Source organism: Micrococcus sp. iso_229, from assembly GCF_058072725.1.
Genome location: NZ_CM176514.1, coordinates 1,446,623 through 1,462,824, shown reverse-complemented (window position 1 = coordinate 1,462,824; position 16,202 = coordinate 1,446,623). Strand labels below are relative to the sequence as shown.

Here is a 16,202-nt window from a genome sequence, read left to right as displayed (position 1 = left end):
ACGCCCGGCCGCGGGGGCCGGGCGCCGTCGTCGAGGGGGCGTTCAGTTCTGCGGGGCGGGCTCCCCGTAGATGTCCGCGATCTGCGCGGCGAAGTCCTTCATGATCGCCGACCGGCGCATCTTCAGGGACGGGGTCACATGGCCCTCCTCCAGGGAGAAGTCGCGGTCGAGGATGCGGAACTCCCGGATCCCCTCGGCGCGCGAGACCAGGCTGTTGGCCTTGTCCACGGCCTCCTGGATGTGGCCGCGCACCGCGTCCTCGCGTGCGGCCGCGGCGACGTCGAGGTCCTTCGGCAGACCGTTCGCGGCGAGCCACGCGGGCAGGGTGTCGGTGTCGAGGGTGACGATCGCCGCGATGAAGGGCTTGCCGTCGCCGACCACCATCACCTGGGAGACCAGCGCGTCGCTGCGGATCGCGTCCTCGAGCATCGCCGGTGCCACGTTCTTGCCGCCGGCCGTCACCAGCAGCTCCTTCTTGCGGCCGGTGATCGTGAGGAAGCCGTCGTCGTCCAGGGCCCCGAGGTCGCCGGTGCGGAACCAGCCGTCCTCGAAGGCCTCCTCGTTCGCCTCCGGCCGGTTGTGGTAGCCGCGCATCAGCGACGTGCCGCGCGTGAGGATCTCGCCGTCCTCGGCGATCCGCACCTGGTTGCCGCCGAGGGGGTGTCCGACCGTGCCGATCTTCAGCCGGTCCGGCCGGCCCACGGTGATGGGGGCCGTCGTCTCGGTGAGGCCGTAGCCCTCAAGGATGGTCACGCCCACGCCGCGGAAGAAGTGCGCCAGGTCGGTGGAGAGGGGGCCGCCGCCGGAGACCGCGTACGCGAGCCGGCCGCCCATGGCCGTCCGGATCCGGCGGTAGATCAGCGCGGAGTAGAACGCGCGCTGCAGCCGCAGGGGCGCCGTCATCTGGCCCGAGTCCAGCGCCCGGGACCAGCGGATCGCCACGTCCGCGCCACGGCGGAAGATCTTCTCCTTGCCGCCGCTCTGCGCGTTGAGCAGCGCCGCGTTGTAGATCTTCTCGAACACGCGCGGCACGGCCAGCACGAAGCTCGGCTGGAAGGTCTGCAGCGAGACCGAGAGCCGCTTGATGTCCGAGACGTGCCCGCAGCGTGCGCCCGCGGCGACGGTGAGCACCGAGACGAAGCGCGCGAACACGTGCGCCAGGGGGATGAACAGCACGGTGGAGGTGTCCTGGCGGACGACGTCGCCGAGCGAGGAGGACAGGGTCTGGTTGACGAGCTCCGCGAAGTTCTCGTGCGTGAGCTCGCAGCCCTTGGGCCGGCCCGTGGTGCCGGACGTGTAGATGATGGTCGCCAGGTCGGCCAGGCCGGCGGAGGACCGGCGCGTCTCGAGCTCCTCATCGGTGACGTCCGCGCCCAGGGCGACGAGCGCCTCGAGGCCGGAGCCGGGGGCGCCGTCGGCCGGGTCCATCGTCCACAGGCCGATCAGCTCCGGCAGGCCCTCGCGCTGCACCGCGTCCCGCACCGTCTTGGCGAGGTCCTCGTTCCCGGTCACGACGGCGCGTACGTGTGCGTCCTCGATGATCCAGGACACCTGGCTGACGGAGGAGGTCTCGTATACGGGCACGGTGACCGCGCCGGCATACCAGATGGCGAAGTCGACCAGTGTCCACTCCAGGCGGGTGGAGGCCAGGAGCCCGACCGTCTCCCCGGGCTGGATCCCGGCGGCGATGAGCCCCTTGGCCAGGGCCCGCACGCGTTCGCGGGCGTCCCGGGCGGAGACGTCCGTCCACTGATCCTGCGCGTCCGCCACCGCGAAGAGGCCGTGGTCGGGACGCTCCGTGGCCTGGCGTTCCAGGAAGTCCGTGATGTTCGCCTCCGGGGACAGGCGGGGCTGGTACGGCTCGCTGATCTCGTGCATGGGACTCCTCGGGCGTTGGGTCGGTTCCGACGACCGGTGGTCGGCAGAACGGAAGTAAGTGTGAGTCGTGTCACGCACACTGTACAACCGGGAGCGGTGGGGTCCGGGGCGCGACTCAGTGCGTCGTCATGGCGGCGACCGCGCTCCGGCCGTGGTCGATCAGCAGCGGCAGGTCGTGGTCGAGCGTGGCGACGTGGCGGCTGCGGGGCAGTCCCACCACCTCCACGGGGGCGTGGCGCAGGCCCCGCACCAGGGTCCGGTGGCTCGAGACGGGCACGACGGCGTCGCGGGCGGACCGGTAGACCGTCACGGGAGCGGTGATCCGCGGCAGGGCGCGGCGGGCGGCCCGCTGGATGCGGCCGACGGCGGCGACGCCGGCCATCGGCGTGCGGGGGTAGGCGCGCTCGCGCGCCGTCGGGTCCGCGATGTCGTCCGCGATCGGGGCGACCGTGGGGACGAACGGGGCCAGCAGCGGGGCGAAGGGGGCGAGCGGGCTGGCGAAGCGCAGCGCGGGGTTCACCACGAGCACCCCGGCCACGGGTCGGTGGGCCGCGGCGTCGAGCGCGAGGGCGCCGCCCATCGAGATGCCCGCCATGACCACGCGGCCGTGTCGGGCGAGCTCGAGGTCCACGACGGCCCGGACGGCGGCGCGGATCTCGTCCGCACCGGTGGCGGCCAGGTCCTCCCACCGGGTGCCGTGCCCCGGCAGCAGGGGCACGCTCACGGGGGAGCCGCCTGCCGCGAGCCCCTCGGCCCAGGCGCGGACGGAGGCCGGAGTCGAGGTGAACCCGTGCAGGAGCACGACGCAGTGGTCGCGCCGGGCGGGAGCGGCGGGCATGAGGCGCAGGGGCAGGTCTTCGGGGGCGACGGCGACGGGGCGGGGCATGGTGCCAGGGTAAGGCAGGCGGACCGTACGATGGGCAGGCACCCGACCGCCCCGACCGGAAGGCCCTCGTGTCCACGTTCTACTGGTCCGCCAAGACGTTCGCCGTGGCTCCGGCCACCCGCCTGCTGTTCCGCCCCTGGGTGAAGGGCCTCGCGAACGTGCCGGCCGAGGGCCCGGCGATCCTGGCCAGCAACCACCTGTCCGTCTCGGATTCGGTGTTCATGCCGGCCATGCTCGACCGCCAGGTGCATTTCCTGGCCAAGCACGAGTACTTCACCGGCCCGGGCGTGAAGGGGTGGGTCACCCGCCGGTTCTTCGAGGCCGCGAACCAGTTGCCCATGGACCGCTCCGGCGGAGAGGCGTCCCTGCGCTCGCTGGACGCGGGCCTCGAGGCGCTGCGGGAGGGCCGGCTGCTCGGGATCTACCCGGAGGGCACCCGCAGCCCGGACGGGCGGCTGCACCGCGGCAAGATCGGCGTGGCCAAGCTCGCGCTGGCCTCGGGCGCGCCCGTGGTGCCCATCGCGATGATCGGCACGGACCGGGTCCAGCCGATCGGCCACGTGCTGCCGCGGATCGGGCGCCTGGGCATGATCTTCGGTGAGCCGCTGGACTTCTCCGACCGTGCCGAGGCCGCCGGCGACCCCCGGGTGCTGCGGGAGGTGACGGACGAGATCATGGAGGCCATCCGGCGCCTGTCGGGCCAGGAGTACGTGGACACCTACGCGGCGGACGTGAAGGCGGGCCGCGTGGCCGCTCCGCCGCGCGCCCGCGACTGAGCGGGGTCCGCGCGTCGTCATCCGGGGACGCTCAGACCGGGGCGCGGCACGCGGCCCCCTAGCCTGGTGTGCATGACTGAAGACCCCCGCGAGAAGATCCTGGCCTTCGGCACCGCCATCTCGGAGGGCGCCGCCGACATCCCCGGCCTGGACCACTGGCGCTCGCTGCCGATCGCACAGGCGCCGTCCTGGGCGGACGAGGCCGATCACCGCGCCGCCGTCGCCGAGCTGAGCGCCCTGCCCCCGCTCGTCTTCGCGGGCGAGGTCGACCTGCTGCGCGCCCGTCTGGCCGACGTCGCCCAGGGCCGCGCGTTCCTCCTGCAGGGCGGCGACTGCGCCGAGACGTTCGCCGGGTCCACCGCCAACCGGATCAGCGCCCGGGTGAAGACCATCCTGCAGATGGCCGCGGTGCTGACCTACGGCGCCTCCATGCCGGTCGTGAAGATGGGCCGGATCGCCGGCCAGTTCGCCAAGCCGCGGTCCTCGGACACGGAGACCCGCGACGGCGTCACCCTGCCCAGCTTCCGCGGCGAGATCGTGAACGGCTACGAGTTCACCGAGCAGGCACGCCGGCACGACGCCCGACGGATGGTGCAGGCGTACCACACCTCCGCCTCCACCCTGAACCTGGTCCGCGCCTTCACCCAGGGCGGCTTCGCCGATCTGCGCAGCGTGCACCAGTGGAACCAGGGCTTCATGGCCAACCCGGCCTACGCCCAGTACGAGGAGATGGCCGCCGAGATCGACCGCGCGGTCCGCTTCATGAACGCCGCGGGCGTGGACTTCGAGGCCATGCGCCGCACCGAGTTCTATTCGGCCCACGAGGCGCTCCTGCTCGACTACGAGCGCGCCCTGACCCGCGTGGACTCGCGCAGCGGCGACCCCTACGCCACGAGCGCCCACTTCCTGTGGATCGGCGAGCGCACCCGCCAGGTGGACGGCGCCCACGTCGACTTCCTCTCCCGGGTCCGCAACCCGATCGGCGTGAAGCTCGGCCCGACCACCACGACCGCGGATGCCCTCGAGCTCGCCGAGCGGCTGGACCCGGAGCGCGAGCCGGGCCGCCTGACCTTCATCACCCGCATGGGCGCGGAGCGGATCCGGGACGTGCTGCCCGGCATCGTCGAGGGCGTCCGTGACGCGGGGCTGGAGCCGGTGTGGGTCACCGACCCCATGCACGGCAACACCGTGACCGCGGCCAACGGCTACAAGACCCGCCGGTTCGAGGACGTGATGGACGAGGTCAGCGGCTTCTTCGAGGTGCACCGCGAGCTCGGCACGCACCCGGGCGGCATGCACGTCGAGCTGACCGGCGACGACGTCGCCGAGTGCCTGGGCGGCTCCGACCCGATCAACGAGGCCGACTTCGACGCCCGCTACGAGACGCTGTGCGACCCGCGGCTGAACCACCAGCAGTCCCTGGAGATGGCGTTCAAGGTCACCGAGGCCCTCTCGCACCCCGAGCGTCGCGCGCCGCGGGCCTGACCGCGTGGCCGGGCACGCCCCGGCTCAGCCGACCCAGGCGTGGACCGCGGTGCCCTCGGGCAGCGCGGTCCCGGCGGCGGGGGACTGGTGCAGGACCCGGGACTCGCCTCGGGCGGAGAGCGGCAGCGGCAGGCGATGCACGCGGGCGTCCCAGCCGTCGTCCGCCAGCGTCGTGCGCGCCGTCTCCGGATCCTGCCCGGTCACGTCCGGCACCGGGCGCACGGCGCGGCCCTCGGAGAGCACCACGCGGACCGCGGTGCCCGGCGTCGCCTGCTCGCCGGGGGCCGGGTGCTGCTCGATCACGGCCCCGGCCGGCACTGCGGGATCGGTGCGACGCTCCGCGACCTCCACGGTGAATCGGGCGTCCCGGGCCACGCCGTGGGCCTGCCGGATCACGACGCCGGTCAGGTCCGGCACCGGCACCGGCGCGGGGCCGGCGGAGACGGTGAGCTCGACGGGGGTGCCGCGCCCTGCCGGCTCCCCGGCTGCGGGTGAGCTGGCGACGACCGTGCCCTCCGTGTGGAGTTCGTCGTGCCGGGCCGTGACCGCCGCGGTGAAGCCCGCGGCGGTCAGCCGTTCCTCCGCCGCCTCCCGGGCCAGCCCGTCGAGGTCGGGGACCACCGCCACGCCACCGACTCCGAGGCCGCCGGAGCCCAGCGTCCAGCCCAGCAGCAGGGCGACGCCGGTGAGCAGCAGGGTCACGGCCGCGCCGATCGCGGCGGCCCGGCCGGTGCCCTGGCCGAGGTCGAGCGCGGGGCGGCGGGCCGCCCGACGCAGCCGCCGCCGGGAGCCGCGCCCCGGATGCCGGTCCGCCGGGGCGGGGTCGACCGCGAGCGGGCCGATCGGCTCCGCCGGTCGCGCGTCGGACCGCCGGTCGCCCCCGTGCGTCGCCGCACGGGTGTCGATGACGTCGGTCAGGTCCTCGTCGAGGGCGGACTCGGTCAGGGCGGGGAGCGCGCGCGTCGCGTGGTGGTCGCCGGCGTCGAGGGCCCGGGTCTGCAGGTTCCCGTCCGGGGCTGCGTCCTCGGGGCCATCGGCGGCGGGGGCGGCCGCCGCCGGCTGCGCGCCCGGGCCCTCGGCGGGGCGGCGGTCCGGTTCGTCGGGGTCCAGGCCCGCCGCCACGGCGTCGATGCGGTGCAGGAGCTCGCCGGCACCGGCGGGCCGGTCGGCCGGGTCCGGCTCGGTGCACCACAGCACGAGGTCGTCGAGGTCCTCGGGGAGCCCGGGGTGCAGCGTGGACGGCACGGGGACCCGCTCGTGGACGTGCCGGTAGGCGACCTGCAGCGCGGTCGCCGCGGTGTACGGCTGGCGGCCCGTGAGCAGCTCGAACAGGATGATGCCCACGGCGTACACGTCGGAGCGGGCGTCGGCGGGCGCCCCGGCGATGTGCTCGGGGGCGAGGTAGGCGGGCGTGCCCACGACGGCCTGCCCGGCCATGGTGTGGGCCGTGGCGGCACGGGACAGGCCGAAGTCCGCGACCGTCACCCGGCCGTCGTCGCGGACGAGGACGTTCTCGGGCTTCACGTCCCGGTGCACCAGTCCGGCGCGGTGCGCGGCGGCCAGGCCGTCGACGAGCGGACGCAGGAACCGCAGCGCCTCCCGGGGTGAGAGCGGTGCACGGTCCCGGATGACGGTGCGCAGCGTGCGGCCGGGCACGTGCTCCATCACGAGGTAGGCCAGCACGTCGCCGTCCTCGGCCTCGGTGTGGCCCTGGTCCAGGACCGCGACGACGTGCGGATGGGACAGTCGCGCCGCCGTCTTGGCCTCCTGCTCGAACCGTCCGACGAGGACGGGGTCCTCCGCCAGGTGCGGGTGCATGACCTTGAGCGCCACCTGGCGGTCGAGACGCTCGTCCACGGCCAGGTAGACGGTGGACATGCCGCCCCGGGCCAGCCGCTCGACGACCCGGTAGCGGCCGTCGACGATGCCCCCCACGAGGGGGTCCCGGCGTGCGCTGCTCATCGTCCCAGGGTAGGACAGGCGGCGGACCCCCTCGGGGCGGTCCGCCGCCGGCGGATCAGAACATCGCCATCGCGGCGCGCACCTTGGCCACGTAGTCCCGTGCCTCCGGGTTCAGGCCGCTGTCCAGCACTCCGCCGAGGCCCTGGTAGTAGGCCCCGATGCCCTCATCGAGGGTGGGGGTGCGGTCCTGCACGTACTTGATGAACGCGACGCCGGCCACCGCGTTGTCGTGGGGGTCCAGCAGGTTCAGCTCGCGGCCCACCAGCTCCGAGGCGAACTCGCCCGTGATCGGGATGACCTGCATCGCCCCCACGGCGTTGCCGGGGGAGACCGAGGCCATGCGGAAGCGGGACTCGGTGTACGCGTGGCCCAGGGCCAGGCGGGGGTCCACGCCCATCCGCTCGGCGGTCTCGCGGACGATCTGCTGCATCTGTTCGGGGGTGGGCTGGGGGACGGAGCGCAGCAGGCGCAGGTTCTCGTTCGCCGAGGCCGTCACGTGCGGCGCGTAGGTGCGGCCGAGGACGGTGTCGCCGCCCGCCTGGACGGCGGAGACCGGCTCCACCTCGAGGGTGCCGTCGGAGATCACGAGCACGTCGCCGGGGTGCAGCGTCGAGGCCCGCGTCAGGTCGTTGAGCTCGCGCAGACGGGGGATGGAGACCTCGAACCGCTGGGAGATTCCCCAGAGGGAGTCGCCGGAGACCACGGTGTACCGGACCGTCTCGCCGGCGGCCGCCGGGGCCTTCGAGGCCGGCGCGGGGGCGGGGGTCGTGGTCGGGGTGGTCGATGCGGGGGTCTTCGGTGCGGCGGCCGTGCGCTGCGTGGTCAGGACCATGCCCGGGTGGAGCATGCTCGAGGCGCTCATGCCGTTGAGGCGCTGCAGCTGCGCGGCGGAGACGCCGGTGCGGCGGGCGATGACCCACCACCCGTCGTTCGGCTGCACCGTGTAGGTCCCGGCGGCCGGGGTCGGGGCCGCCGCGCCGGTCAGGCGGAGCTCGTCACCCGGGTAGAGCAGGGTCTCCAGGCCCAGGCCGTTGAACCGCAGCAGGTCGGCGACGGAGACGCCGCGGGCGGCCGAGATCCGGGTGAGGGTGTCGCCCGGGCGCACGGTGTGCACCGCCGCCTCCTGGGCGTGGGCCTGGGCGGGCAGACCGGTGAGCAGCAGCAGGGGCACCGCGCCGCCGGTCAGGACGGAGCGCAGGCGGCGGGAGCGGACGGGGGTGTGGGACACGGCAGACCTCGGCATCGGATCGGACGGATGGAACACGACGGGGAAGTGACGGGTGGGACCCGTGGCCCCCGCGGTCGACCGACGACGTCGGCGCCCGACCGTGGAGCCTCGGCGATGTTATCGGAATGTGATCTTCGTGACCATACTGAGATCCATGCCGTCCGGGGCGCGGTGGGCCGGGCCCGTCGGCGGCCACGTAGGCTGGCGCCCGTGAGCACCACATCCTCCGACACCCCGGTCCCCGCTGACGCGATCCCCGCCGAGCTCGACGCCCTCGTGGGCGAGTGGCTCTCCGTGCCCGACGTGGCGGAGCGCCTCGACCAGCGGGTGACCCGCGTCCACAACCTCGTGCATGATCGCCGCCTGCTGGCCGTGCGACGCCCCGAGCCCGCGGTGCGGTCCGTGCCGGCCCTGTTCCTCACCGAGACCGGCGTGCTCGACTCCCTGCAGGGCACGCTCGTGCTGCTGGCCGATGCCGGCTTCTCCGACGAGGAGGCCCTCCGTTGGCTGTTCACCGAGGACGAGTCGTTGCCCGGCCGGCCCATCGACGCGCTCCGGGACGGTCGGAAGACCGAGATCCGGCGCCGCGCCCAGGCCCTGGCCTGGTGAGCCGGCCCCGCGGGCGACGATCCGCCCGCGGGGCCCGTCGCCGCTCAGTGGCGGCGCGACGTGTAGGCGTCGATCAGCCGCGTGAGCTCGGCGCTGACGTCCTCGGGGACGCCGTGCGCGAGCAGGCCCGCCACGGCCCCGGCCGCCTCGTGCGACAGCGCCGCGACCCGCTCTTCGACGGCCCGGCGCGCGCCGCACGTCTCGAGGACGCCCTGCCAGTGGGCCACCCGGTCCGCGCCGAGGTCCGGGTCGCCGAGGTCCGCGTCGAGCGCGGCGGCCTCGTCCGGGGCGAGCAGCTCGACGGCGCGGGCGATGAGCACCGTCTGCTTCCCCTCCCGCAGGTCGTCGCCCGCGGGCTTGCCCGTGGTCGCCGGATCGCCGAACACGCCGAGCAGGTCGTCCCGGTACTGGAAGGCCATGCCGAACGGCAGCGACACCCGGGCGAACGCGGTCACCAGCCCGTCGTCCGCCCCCGCCAGCAGCCCGCCGAGGGCCAGCGGGTGCACCGCCGAATAGCGCGCCGACTTGTGCTCCACCACCGCCTCGGCGGCCGCCTCGGCCTCGCGGGCATCGCGCGCCGCCGGGGCCATCTCGGCCACCACGTCGAGGTACTGACCCGCCATCACGCCGAAGCGCATCCGCTCGAGCTCGGCCCGCGCCCGATCCTCCCGGGGCGTGCCGGCGAGGACGCGTGCGAAGGCCGTCTCGCTCATCCCCAGGGCGACGTCGCCGGCGAGGATCGCGGCGGAGACGCCGAAGTGCTCCGCGGCGTGGCGCCAGCCCGCCTCCCGGTGGAGGGACTCGAAGCGGCGGTGCACGCTGGGCATCCCGCGGCGGGTGTCCGAGCGGTCCAGGATGTCGTCGTGGATCAGCGCCGCGGCCTGGAACAGCTCGAACGCCGCGCCCGCCTCGGCGATGCGGGGGTCCTCCGCCTCGCCACCGGCCGCTCGCCAGCCGAGCCAGGCCAGGACGGCGCGCAGGCGCTTGCCGCCCGCGGTCAGGTCCGCGATCGCGTCCACGAGGGGCGCCGTCAGCGGGTGGACGTCCCGGGCGAGGTCGCGGTGCTCCGCCAGCAGGCGGTCGAGGGCGTCGGCGACGGCGGCGCGGAAGCGGTCCTGGTCGGCGGGACGGGGGCGGGGGACGGCGACGTCGGCGGGCATGGCCCCACCCTAGCCGCGCCGCGCGACGGATCGCCGGTCCCGGATAGGCTCGGTCCATGTCCGAGACCGCGCCCGCTGCACCCCGCGATGAGGCGACGATCCTGCACGTGGACATGGACGCGTTCTTCCTGTCCGTCGAGCTGCGCGAACGGCCCGACCTCGAAGGGCGTCCCGCCGCCGTCGCCGCCCCGAGCGGCCGGTCCGTGGTGCTCTCCGCCTCGTATGCGGCGCGGGCCTACGGGGTCCGCTCGGCGATGCCCCTGGCGCACGCCCGCGCCCTGTGTCCGCCCCTCGTGGTCATCCCGCCGCGACAGCAGCTCTACCGGGCCGTCTCCGCCGAGGTGATGGCCGTGCTCGCGGACGTGACCCCCGTGATGGAGCAGCTCAGCGTGGACGAGGCGTTCCTCGACGTCGCCGGCGCGCGCCGTCGGCTCGGCCCGCCCGAGCACATCGGCCACCTGATCCGGGAGCGCGTCCGCTCCGAGCTGGGGCTGCCGTGCACGGTGGGCGGCTCGGCCGTGAAGTTCGTGGCCAAGACGGCGTCCACCGCGGCCAAGCCCGACGGCCTGCTGATCGTGCCGCCGGAGCGCACCCTGGACTTCCTCCATCCGCTGCCCGTGGGCCGGCTGTGGGGCGTGGGCCCCAAGGCGGCCGAGCGGCTCGGCCGGCGGGGGGTGGCGACCATCGGCGACCTCGCCCGGGTGGACCCCGCGCGTCTGGAGGCGTCGTTCGGGGCCGCCGGCCGGGAGTGGGCGTCGCTCGCCCGGGGCATCGACCCGCGTCCCGTCGCCCCGCGCCCGGCGGCCCGCAGCATCGGCGCGGACCACACCTTCGACGTCGACCCCGTCGACGTCGCGGGCGTCGACCCGGAGGTCCTGCGCCTGTGTCACCGGGTCGCGGCCCGGCTGCGGGCGGAGCAGGTCACCGCCGGGGCGGTCACGGTCCGCCTCAAGGCGCCGGACGGGTCGGTCCGCAGCCGCACCGCCCGCCTCGCCCGGCCGACCGCCACGGGCCACGACCTCCTCGGCCCGGCGCGGCGGCTCGTCCGCGAGCTGCATGCCGAACGACCGCATCCGGTCCGGCTCGTGGGCGTGCGCGCCGAGCGCCTCGGTGACGCGGCCGATCAGCCCCCGGCCCAGGAGGCGCTCTTCGGCGGTCCCGCCTGGGGGACGGAGGACGAGGCGTCGGAGGAGGGCGACTGGGCCGGCGCCGAGGCCGCCCTGGACGCCGTCGCCCGACGCTTCCCGACGGCGGCCGTGCGGCCGGCGTCGCTGCTGGGTCGCCGCGAGGCCCGCGCCGACGCCCGCCGGGACGCGCCGCGGCCGGGCACCGGAGGCCCGGACCGGGAGTGAGGGGTTTCGGGGTCGGCGACGTCGCCACCTGGCTGGGGTGGGGCGGCAGGTCCTATCCTGGAGGGCAAGTCGGACGCGCGGGCGTCCCCTCCCGGTCCCGGAGGTGTCGGAGGCCGCGTTTGAAGGAGTCGCCATGCCCCTCTCAGAGCATGAGCAGCGGATGCTGGACCAGCTGGAGCAGCAGCTGCGCACCGAGGACCCCCGGCTGGCCACCCAGATGGCGGACACGGGGCGGCATCGGCTGCCCGTGGGCCGCGTGGTGGCCGGGGCCGTCCTCGCAGTGGTCGGGCTGCTCGTCGTGGTCCTCGGGGTCGCCAACCACGCGATCCTCCTGGGCGTGCTCGGCGTCGTCGTCATCGGGGCAGGCATCTTCCTGCTGACCACGCGGCCGCGCGCCGTCGCCTCCGGGGCCTCGGGGCCGGTGGCCCGACGGTCGGGCGCACCGCGGCGGCAGGGGGGTGGCGACTTCATGGGCCGCCTCGAGCGGCGCTGGGACGAGCGGCGCGCCCGAGGCGACTGAGCGCCTGGCCCGCCGGGCCCCCACCCTCCTCCACTCCAGGCCCCGATCCGCTCCGGATCGGGGCCTTTCCGCTGCCCGAGGCCCCGTCGTCGCCGCGGCCCTCCACCGGGGGCCCACCGGTCCTCCGCTTCCCTCCACGGCGACGCCGGCCCCGGGACCCGCGGGATGGCGCGCCGGACTCGGGGGGGCCTCGACACGCCCGTGGCGCCGGGACCCGCGTTCCTGGGTTGATGGTGGAGGGAAGTGGGGTAATGTGGAGGAAAGGAGAGAGCATGGGTCCCGACCTTGGTCGGGAGGGACCGCTCGACGAGCCAGGGGGTGTGCCGTGTTCTTGGGCACGTACACCCCCCGGCTCGACGAGAAGTCCCGGCTGATCCTCCCCGCCAAGTTCCGCGAGGAGCTGGCGGAGGGGCTGGTCCTGACCCGGGGTCAGGAGCGCTGCATCTACGTGTTCAGCGCTCGTGAGTTCGAGCGGGTCCACGAGCAGATGAGGTCGGCTCCACTGTCCTCCCGCCAGGCCCGTGACTACATCCGCGTCTTCCTCTCGGGGGCGTCGGACGAGGTCCCGGACAAGCAGGGTCGGGTGACCGTGCCGGCGCCGCTGCGGCAGTACGCGGGGCTGGACCGGGACGTGACCGTGATCGGCGCGGGGACGCGAGTGGAGATCTGGGACTCGGAGTCCTGGAACACCTACCTCGCCGAGCAGGAAGCCGCCTTCTCCGAGACCGACGAGGACGTCCTGCCCGGCGTCTTCTGACCGTGACCACCCGACCTCGAGCGAGACCTCCAGCCGACGCCGCCGCACCTGACCCGTCTTCCCCTGGGCCAGGCGCGGCGGCGGACGGATGGGGATCCCGCCCGAGGTCCGCCAGGACCGCGATGTGAGCAGGAGGTCGAGAGTGGACGCAGGCCAGCCGCGCCCCGAGGACCGCCACCTGCCCGTGATGCGGGACCGCGTCGTCGACCTCCTCGCCCCCGCCGTCCAGGCCGCGCTCGAGGCCGGCCGCACGCCCGTCGCCGTCGACGGCACGCTGGGCATGGGCGGGCACACCGAGGCCCTGCTGACCCGGTTCCCCCACCTGCGCGTCATCGGCATCGACCGCGACGCCCACGCCCAGGCCATGGCCGCCGAGCGCCTCGGCCCCCTCGCCGACCGTCTGATCCCCTTCCACGGCACCTACGACCGGGTGCCCGAGGCCATGGCCGCCGCGGGCGTCACGAAGGTCGACGCCGCGCTCTACGACCTCGGCGTGTCCTCCTACCAGCTGGACGACCGGGAACGCGGCTTCGCCTACTCCTACGACGCTCCGCTGGACATGCGCATGGACGACACCGCCGAGCCCTCCGCCGCGACGCTCGTGGCGGAGCTGGACGAGCAGGAGCTGCGCCGCATCATCCGTCGCGACGGTGAGGAGCGCTTCGCCGGCCCCATCGCACGGGCCATCGTCCGAGCCCGCGACGAGGCCCCCATCGAGACCACCGGCCGCCTCGTCGAGGTGATCCGCTCGGCCGTCCCCGTCGCCGCGGGTGCCACCGGCGGGCACCCGGCCAAGCGCACCTTCCAGGCGCTGCGCATCGCCGTGAACGAGGAGCTCGACATCCTCGACGCCGCCGTGCCGGCCATCCTCGACGCCCTCCACGTGGGCGGCCGCCTCGTGGTGATGAGCTACCACTCCCTCGAGGACCGCATCACGAAGCGGCACCTGAGCGCGTGGGCCACGTCCACGGCGCCCCCGGGGTTCCCGGTGGTGCTGGAGGAGCACGAACCCGTGGTGCGGGTGCTCACCCGCGGCACCGAGAAGCCCACCGAAGAAGAAATCTCCGAGAACCGTCGCGCCTCCTCCGCGAAAGTGCGTGCGGTTGAGAAGATCAGGACGTCCAGGACCACGGCATGACGCTGCACGAGGAGATGAGCATGGCCGCACACGCACGGATCGCAGAGTCGCTGCGCCCCGGGTCGACCCCCGTCGCCCCCGCGCGGCCGGCTCCGCAGGAGCGCACGCCGCTCTCGGTGGTGCCCGCCCCGCTGCCCCGATCCCGCTCCGGCGTGACCGTGCTGTGCGTCCTCGTGGTGCTCGCCGCGCTCGCGGCGGTCCTCGTCATGAACATCACCATGTCCAACCGGCAGTACGCCCTCCTGGACCTGCGCCAGGAGCAGCAGGCCGTCACCGAGACCAATGAGCGGCTGGCCGAGCAGGTGGGCCACCTCGAGGCGCCGCAGAACCTGGCCGCGCGCGCCGACGCCCTCGGGATGGTCGCCCCCGCCGGCACCGCCTCCGTGGACGCGGGCACGGGCCAGCTCAGCGGCGAGGCCCAGGCGGCCCAGGACGGCGACATCTCCGCCACCTACGTCGCGCCGCCGGCGGACGCGGACGCGGTCCGCCAGGGTGCGGCCGCCGAGGGCCAGGACGAGATCGAGGGACCGCGCACCCTCGGCGGCGAGGACGCCTCCGCCGCCGCCGACCAGGACGCCGCCGACCGTTGATCGACCGTCCCGCCTCGCACCTTCCCCGCGGCGGATCGACGGTCGGGCCCGCTCCCGGGCACCCTGCCGTGCGCACCCGCATCCTGCTGCTGCTCGTCTTCGTCCTGCTCGGCGGGCTGGCGCTGCGGCTCGTCTACGTGCAGGGCATCGACCCCACGGGGCAGGCCGCGGCGGCCATGGACCAGCGCCTGACCCACCAGGAGACCCTGCCGCAGCGCGGGTCCATCCTGGACCGTGACGGCGACGTGCTGGCCGCCAGCGTGCGCCGATACGACATCGTCGTGGACCAGCGCCTCGTCAAGGACTTCAACGAATGGGACCGCGAGGCCCGGGAGACCGTGCTCGTGGACGTGGACTCCCGCCTGGCCAGCCTGGCCGAGGTGCTCGGCATGTCGGAGGAGGAGGTGCGCGAGGCCACCATCGGCTCCCGCCCGTACGCCGTGGTGCGTCGATCCGTGACCCCGGAGGTGCGGGACAAGGCCATGGCGCTCAACGTGCCGGGCCTGCTCTCCGAGGCGGTGGACCGCCGCACCTACCCGAACGGGTCGGTCGCCGGCAGCATCATCGGCTTCATGGGCGGTGACGGCACCGCCCTCGAAGGCCTCGAGCTCAGCCAGGACGACGTCATGACCGGCACTCCGGGCACCCGCACGTTCGAGGTGGGCGCGGACGGCATCCGCATCCCCAACGCCCCGCTCGAGGAGGTTCCGGCCGTGGACGGCGCCGACCTGCGCCTGACCGTGGACAAGGACGCCCAGTGGTTCGCGCAGGAGACCCTCGGCGCCCTCGCCGCCGAGTACGACGCGGAGTGGGCGAACGCCGTCGTGATGGACGTGAAGACGGGCGACGTGATCGTCATGGCGGACTCCACCACGGTGGACCCCGCCGACCCCGACGCCACCGAGGGGAACTTCCGCACCTCCACCGTGATGAGCACCCCGTACGAGCCGGGCTCCACGGGCAAGGCGCTGCCGATCGCGGCCGCCGTCGACGCCGGGAAGGTCACCGCCACGGACGGCTTCACCGTCCCCGGCAGCCAGGACTTCGACGGGCAGACCATCCGGGACTTCTCCCCGCACCCGACGTTCGACATGACCGTGGCAGGCATCTACGCGCGCTCCTACAACACGGGCACGGTGCAGATCGCCGAGAAGATCACGGACGAGCAGCGCTACGAGTACATGCGCTCCTTCGGGGTCGGCCAGCCCATCGACCTCGGCCTGCCGCAGCAGGCGGGCAGCGTCCTCGTCCCGCCCGAGCAGTGGGACGGCCGCCAGCGCCTGACCACGGCCTTCGGCCAGGGCTACACCCAGACCACCCTGCACACCGCCCAGATGTACCAGGCCCTCGCCAACGGCGGGGTGCTGATCCCGGCCCGGCTGATCGACGCCACGGTGGACGGCGACGGCGCGGAGAAGCGCTGGGAGTCGTCCGCGGAGCCCCACCGCGTGGTCTCCGAGGAGACGGCGGCGCAGATGCTCCGCATGATGGAGACCGTCGTGACGCAGGGCACCAGCAAGGCCGCCGCGATCCCCGGGTATCGCGTGGGCGGCAAGTCCTCCACCGCCGAGGCCGCGAGCGACACCGGCAAGTACGACGGCTACAACTTCGGCTTCACCGCCGTCGCCCCGCTCGACGACCCCCGCTTCGTGGTGTCCGTGTCCATGCATCGGCCGCCGTCGAAGCAGGGCTCCCGGGACGTGTCCATTGCGGCCGCCACGATCATGGAGTACATGCTCCGCCAGGCGGACGTGCCCGCCACCGGAGCCGAGCCGAACGACTACCGCGTCTTCGTGGACGATCCGCAGGACCGGCCGTGGTGACCCACGCCTCCGGCCCCGAGCACCCCAGGAGCACCCCC

14 protein-coding genes are annotated in these 16,202 nt (G+C 74.5%); 9 read left to right on the top strand and 5 right to left on the bottom strand.

The window, feature by feature from the left end; all coding sequences use genetic code 11:
- Positions 1 to 42: 42 nt before the first annotated feature.
- Together AC3RKA_RS06740 and AC3RKA_RS06735 are read right to left on the bottom strand one after the other, a co-directional pair.
- Positions 43 to 1,878 (bottom strand): AMP-dependent synthetase/ligase, encoded by a 1,836-nt coding sequence (locus AC3RKA_RS06740; protein WP_336264621.1) that lies wholly within the window; start codon positions 1,876 to 1,878, stop codon positions 43 to 45.
- Positions 1,879 to 1,993: 115 nt separating this feature from the next.
- Positions 1,994 to 2,764, bottom strand: coding sequence for an alpha/beta hydrolase (locus tag AC3RKA_RS06735; RefSeq protein ID WP_336264623.1), 771 nt, complete (start codon positions 2,762 to 2,764; stop codon positions 1,994 to 1,996).
- A 68-nt stretch (positions 2,765 to 2,832) separates the two neighbouring features.
- Here AC3RKA_RS06735 and AC3RKA_RS06730 point away from each other — a divergent pair, with 68 nt between their 5' ends.
- Together AC3RKA_RS06730 and AC3RKA_RS06725 are read left to right on the top strand one after the other, a co-directional pair.
- Positions 2,833 to 3,540: a lysophospholipid acyltransferase family protein gene (locus AC3RKA_RS06730; RefSeq protein WP_336264624.1), complete on the top strand. Its 708-nt coding sequence runs from the start codon at positions 2,833 to 2,835 to the stop codon at positions 3,538 to 3,540.
- A 72-nt stretch (positions 3,541 to 3,612) separates the two neighbouring features.
- On the top strand, positions 3,613 to 5,025 hold the full coding sequence (locus AC3RKA_RS06725) for a class II 3-deoxy-7-phosphoheptulonate synthase (protein ID WP_002854593.1): 1,413 nt from the start codon (positions 3,613 to 3,615) through the stop codon (positions 5,023 to 5,025).
- Positions 5,026 to 5,049: 24 nt separating this feature from the next.
- Here AC3RKA_RS06725 and pknB read toward each other — a convergent pair whose 3' ends face one another.
- Entirely contained in the window at positions 5,050 to 6,987 is a 1,938-nt protein-coding gene (gene pknB / locus AC3RKA_RS06720) for a Stk1 family PASTA domain-containing Ser/Thr kinase (protein WP_336264625.1), read from the bottom strand.
- Between the two features lie 55 nt (positions 6,988 to 7,042).
- Complete coding sequence (locus AC3RKA_RS06715) at positions 7,043 to 8,215, bottom strand: LysM peptidoglycan-binding domain-containing protein (RefSeq protein ID WP_336264626.1); 1,173 nt, start codon at positions 8,213 to 8,215, stop codon at positions 7,043 to 7,045.
- Between the two features lie 210 nt (positions 8,216 to 8,425).
- Between AC3RKA_RS06715 and AC3RKA_RS06710 the strand changes: the two genes are divergently transcribed.
- Positions 8,426 to 8,824 (top strand): Rv2175c family DNA-binding protein, encoded by a 399-nt coding sequence (locus AC3RKA_RS06710; RefSeq protein WP_049158988.1) that lies wholly within the window; start codon positions 8,426 to 8,428, stop codon positions 8,822 to 8,824.
- 44 nt (positions 8,825 to 8,868) lie between these two features.
- On the opposite strand, the gene AC3RKA_RS06705 is transcribed toward AC3RKA_RS06710, so the two are convergent.
- Positions 8,869 to 9,984, bottom strand: coding sequence for a polyprenyl synthetase family protein (locus AC3RKA_RS06705; protein ID WP_049158987.1), 1,116 nt, complete (start codon positions 9,982 to 9,984; stop codon positions 8,869 to 8,871).
- Between the two features lie 56 nt (positions 9,985 to 10,040).
- Between AC3RKA_RS06705 and dinB the strand changes: the two genes are divergently transcribed.
- The 6 genes from dinB (at position 10,041) to AC3RKA_RS06675 (ending at position 16,164) form a co-directional block, all read left to right on the top strand.
- The gene (dinB, locus tag AC3RKA_RS06700; RefSeq protein WP_049158985.1) at positions 10,041 to 11,336 is read left to right on the top strand and encodes a DNA polymerase IV; all 1,296 of its coding nucleotides are present in this window, start codon (positions 10,041 to 10,043) and stop codon (positions 11,334 to 11,336) included.
- Positions 11,337 to 11,469: 133 nt separating this feature from the next.
- Entirely contained in the window at positions 11,470 to 11,856 is a 387-nt protein-coding gene (locus tag AC3RKA_RS06695) for an SCO2097 family morphological protein (RefSeq protein WP_002854577.1), read from the top strand.
- A gap of 325 nt (positions 11,857 to 12,181) precedes the next feature.
- Positions 12,182 to 12,613, top strand: coding sequence for a division/cell wall cluster transcriptional repressor MraZ (gene mraZ / locus AC3RKA_RS06690; RefSeq protein ID WP_002854575.1), 432 nt, complete (start codon positions 12,182 to 12,184; stop codon positions 12,611 to 12,613).
- Positions 12,614 to 12,755: 142 nt separating this feature from the next.
- Entirely contained in the window at positions 12,756 to 13,751 is a 996-nt protein-coding gene (gene rsmH / locus AC3RKA_RS06685; protein WP_049158983.1) for a 16S rRNA (cytosine(1402)-N(4))-methyltransferase RsmH, read from the top strand.
- Positions 13,752 to 13,771: 20 nt separating this feature from the next.
- Entirely contained in the window at positions 13,772 to 14,341 is a 570-nt protein-coding gene (gene ftsL, locus AC3RKA_RS06680) for a cell division protein FtsL (RefSeq protein ID WP_489727023.1), read from the top strand.
- A gap of 68 nt (positions 14,342 to 14,409) precedes the next feature.
- Positions 14,410 to 16,164 carry a peptidoglycan D,D-transpeptidase FtsI family protein gene (locus AC3RKA_RS06675; protein ID WP_464466427.1) on the top strand — a complete coding sequence of 585 codons (1,755 nt, stop codon included), beginning with the start codon at positions 14,410 to 14,412 and terminating at the stop codon, positions 16,162 to 16,164.
- Positions 16,165 to 16,202: the final 38 nt, after the last annotated feature.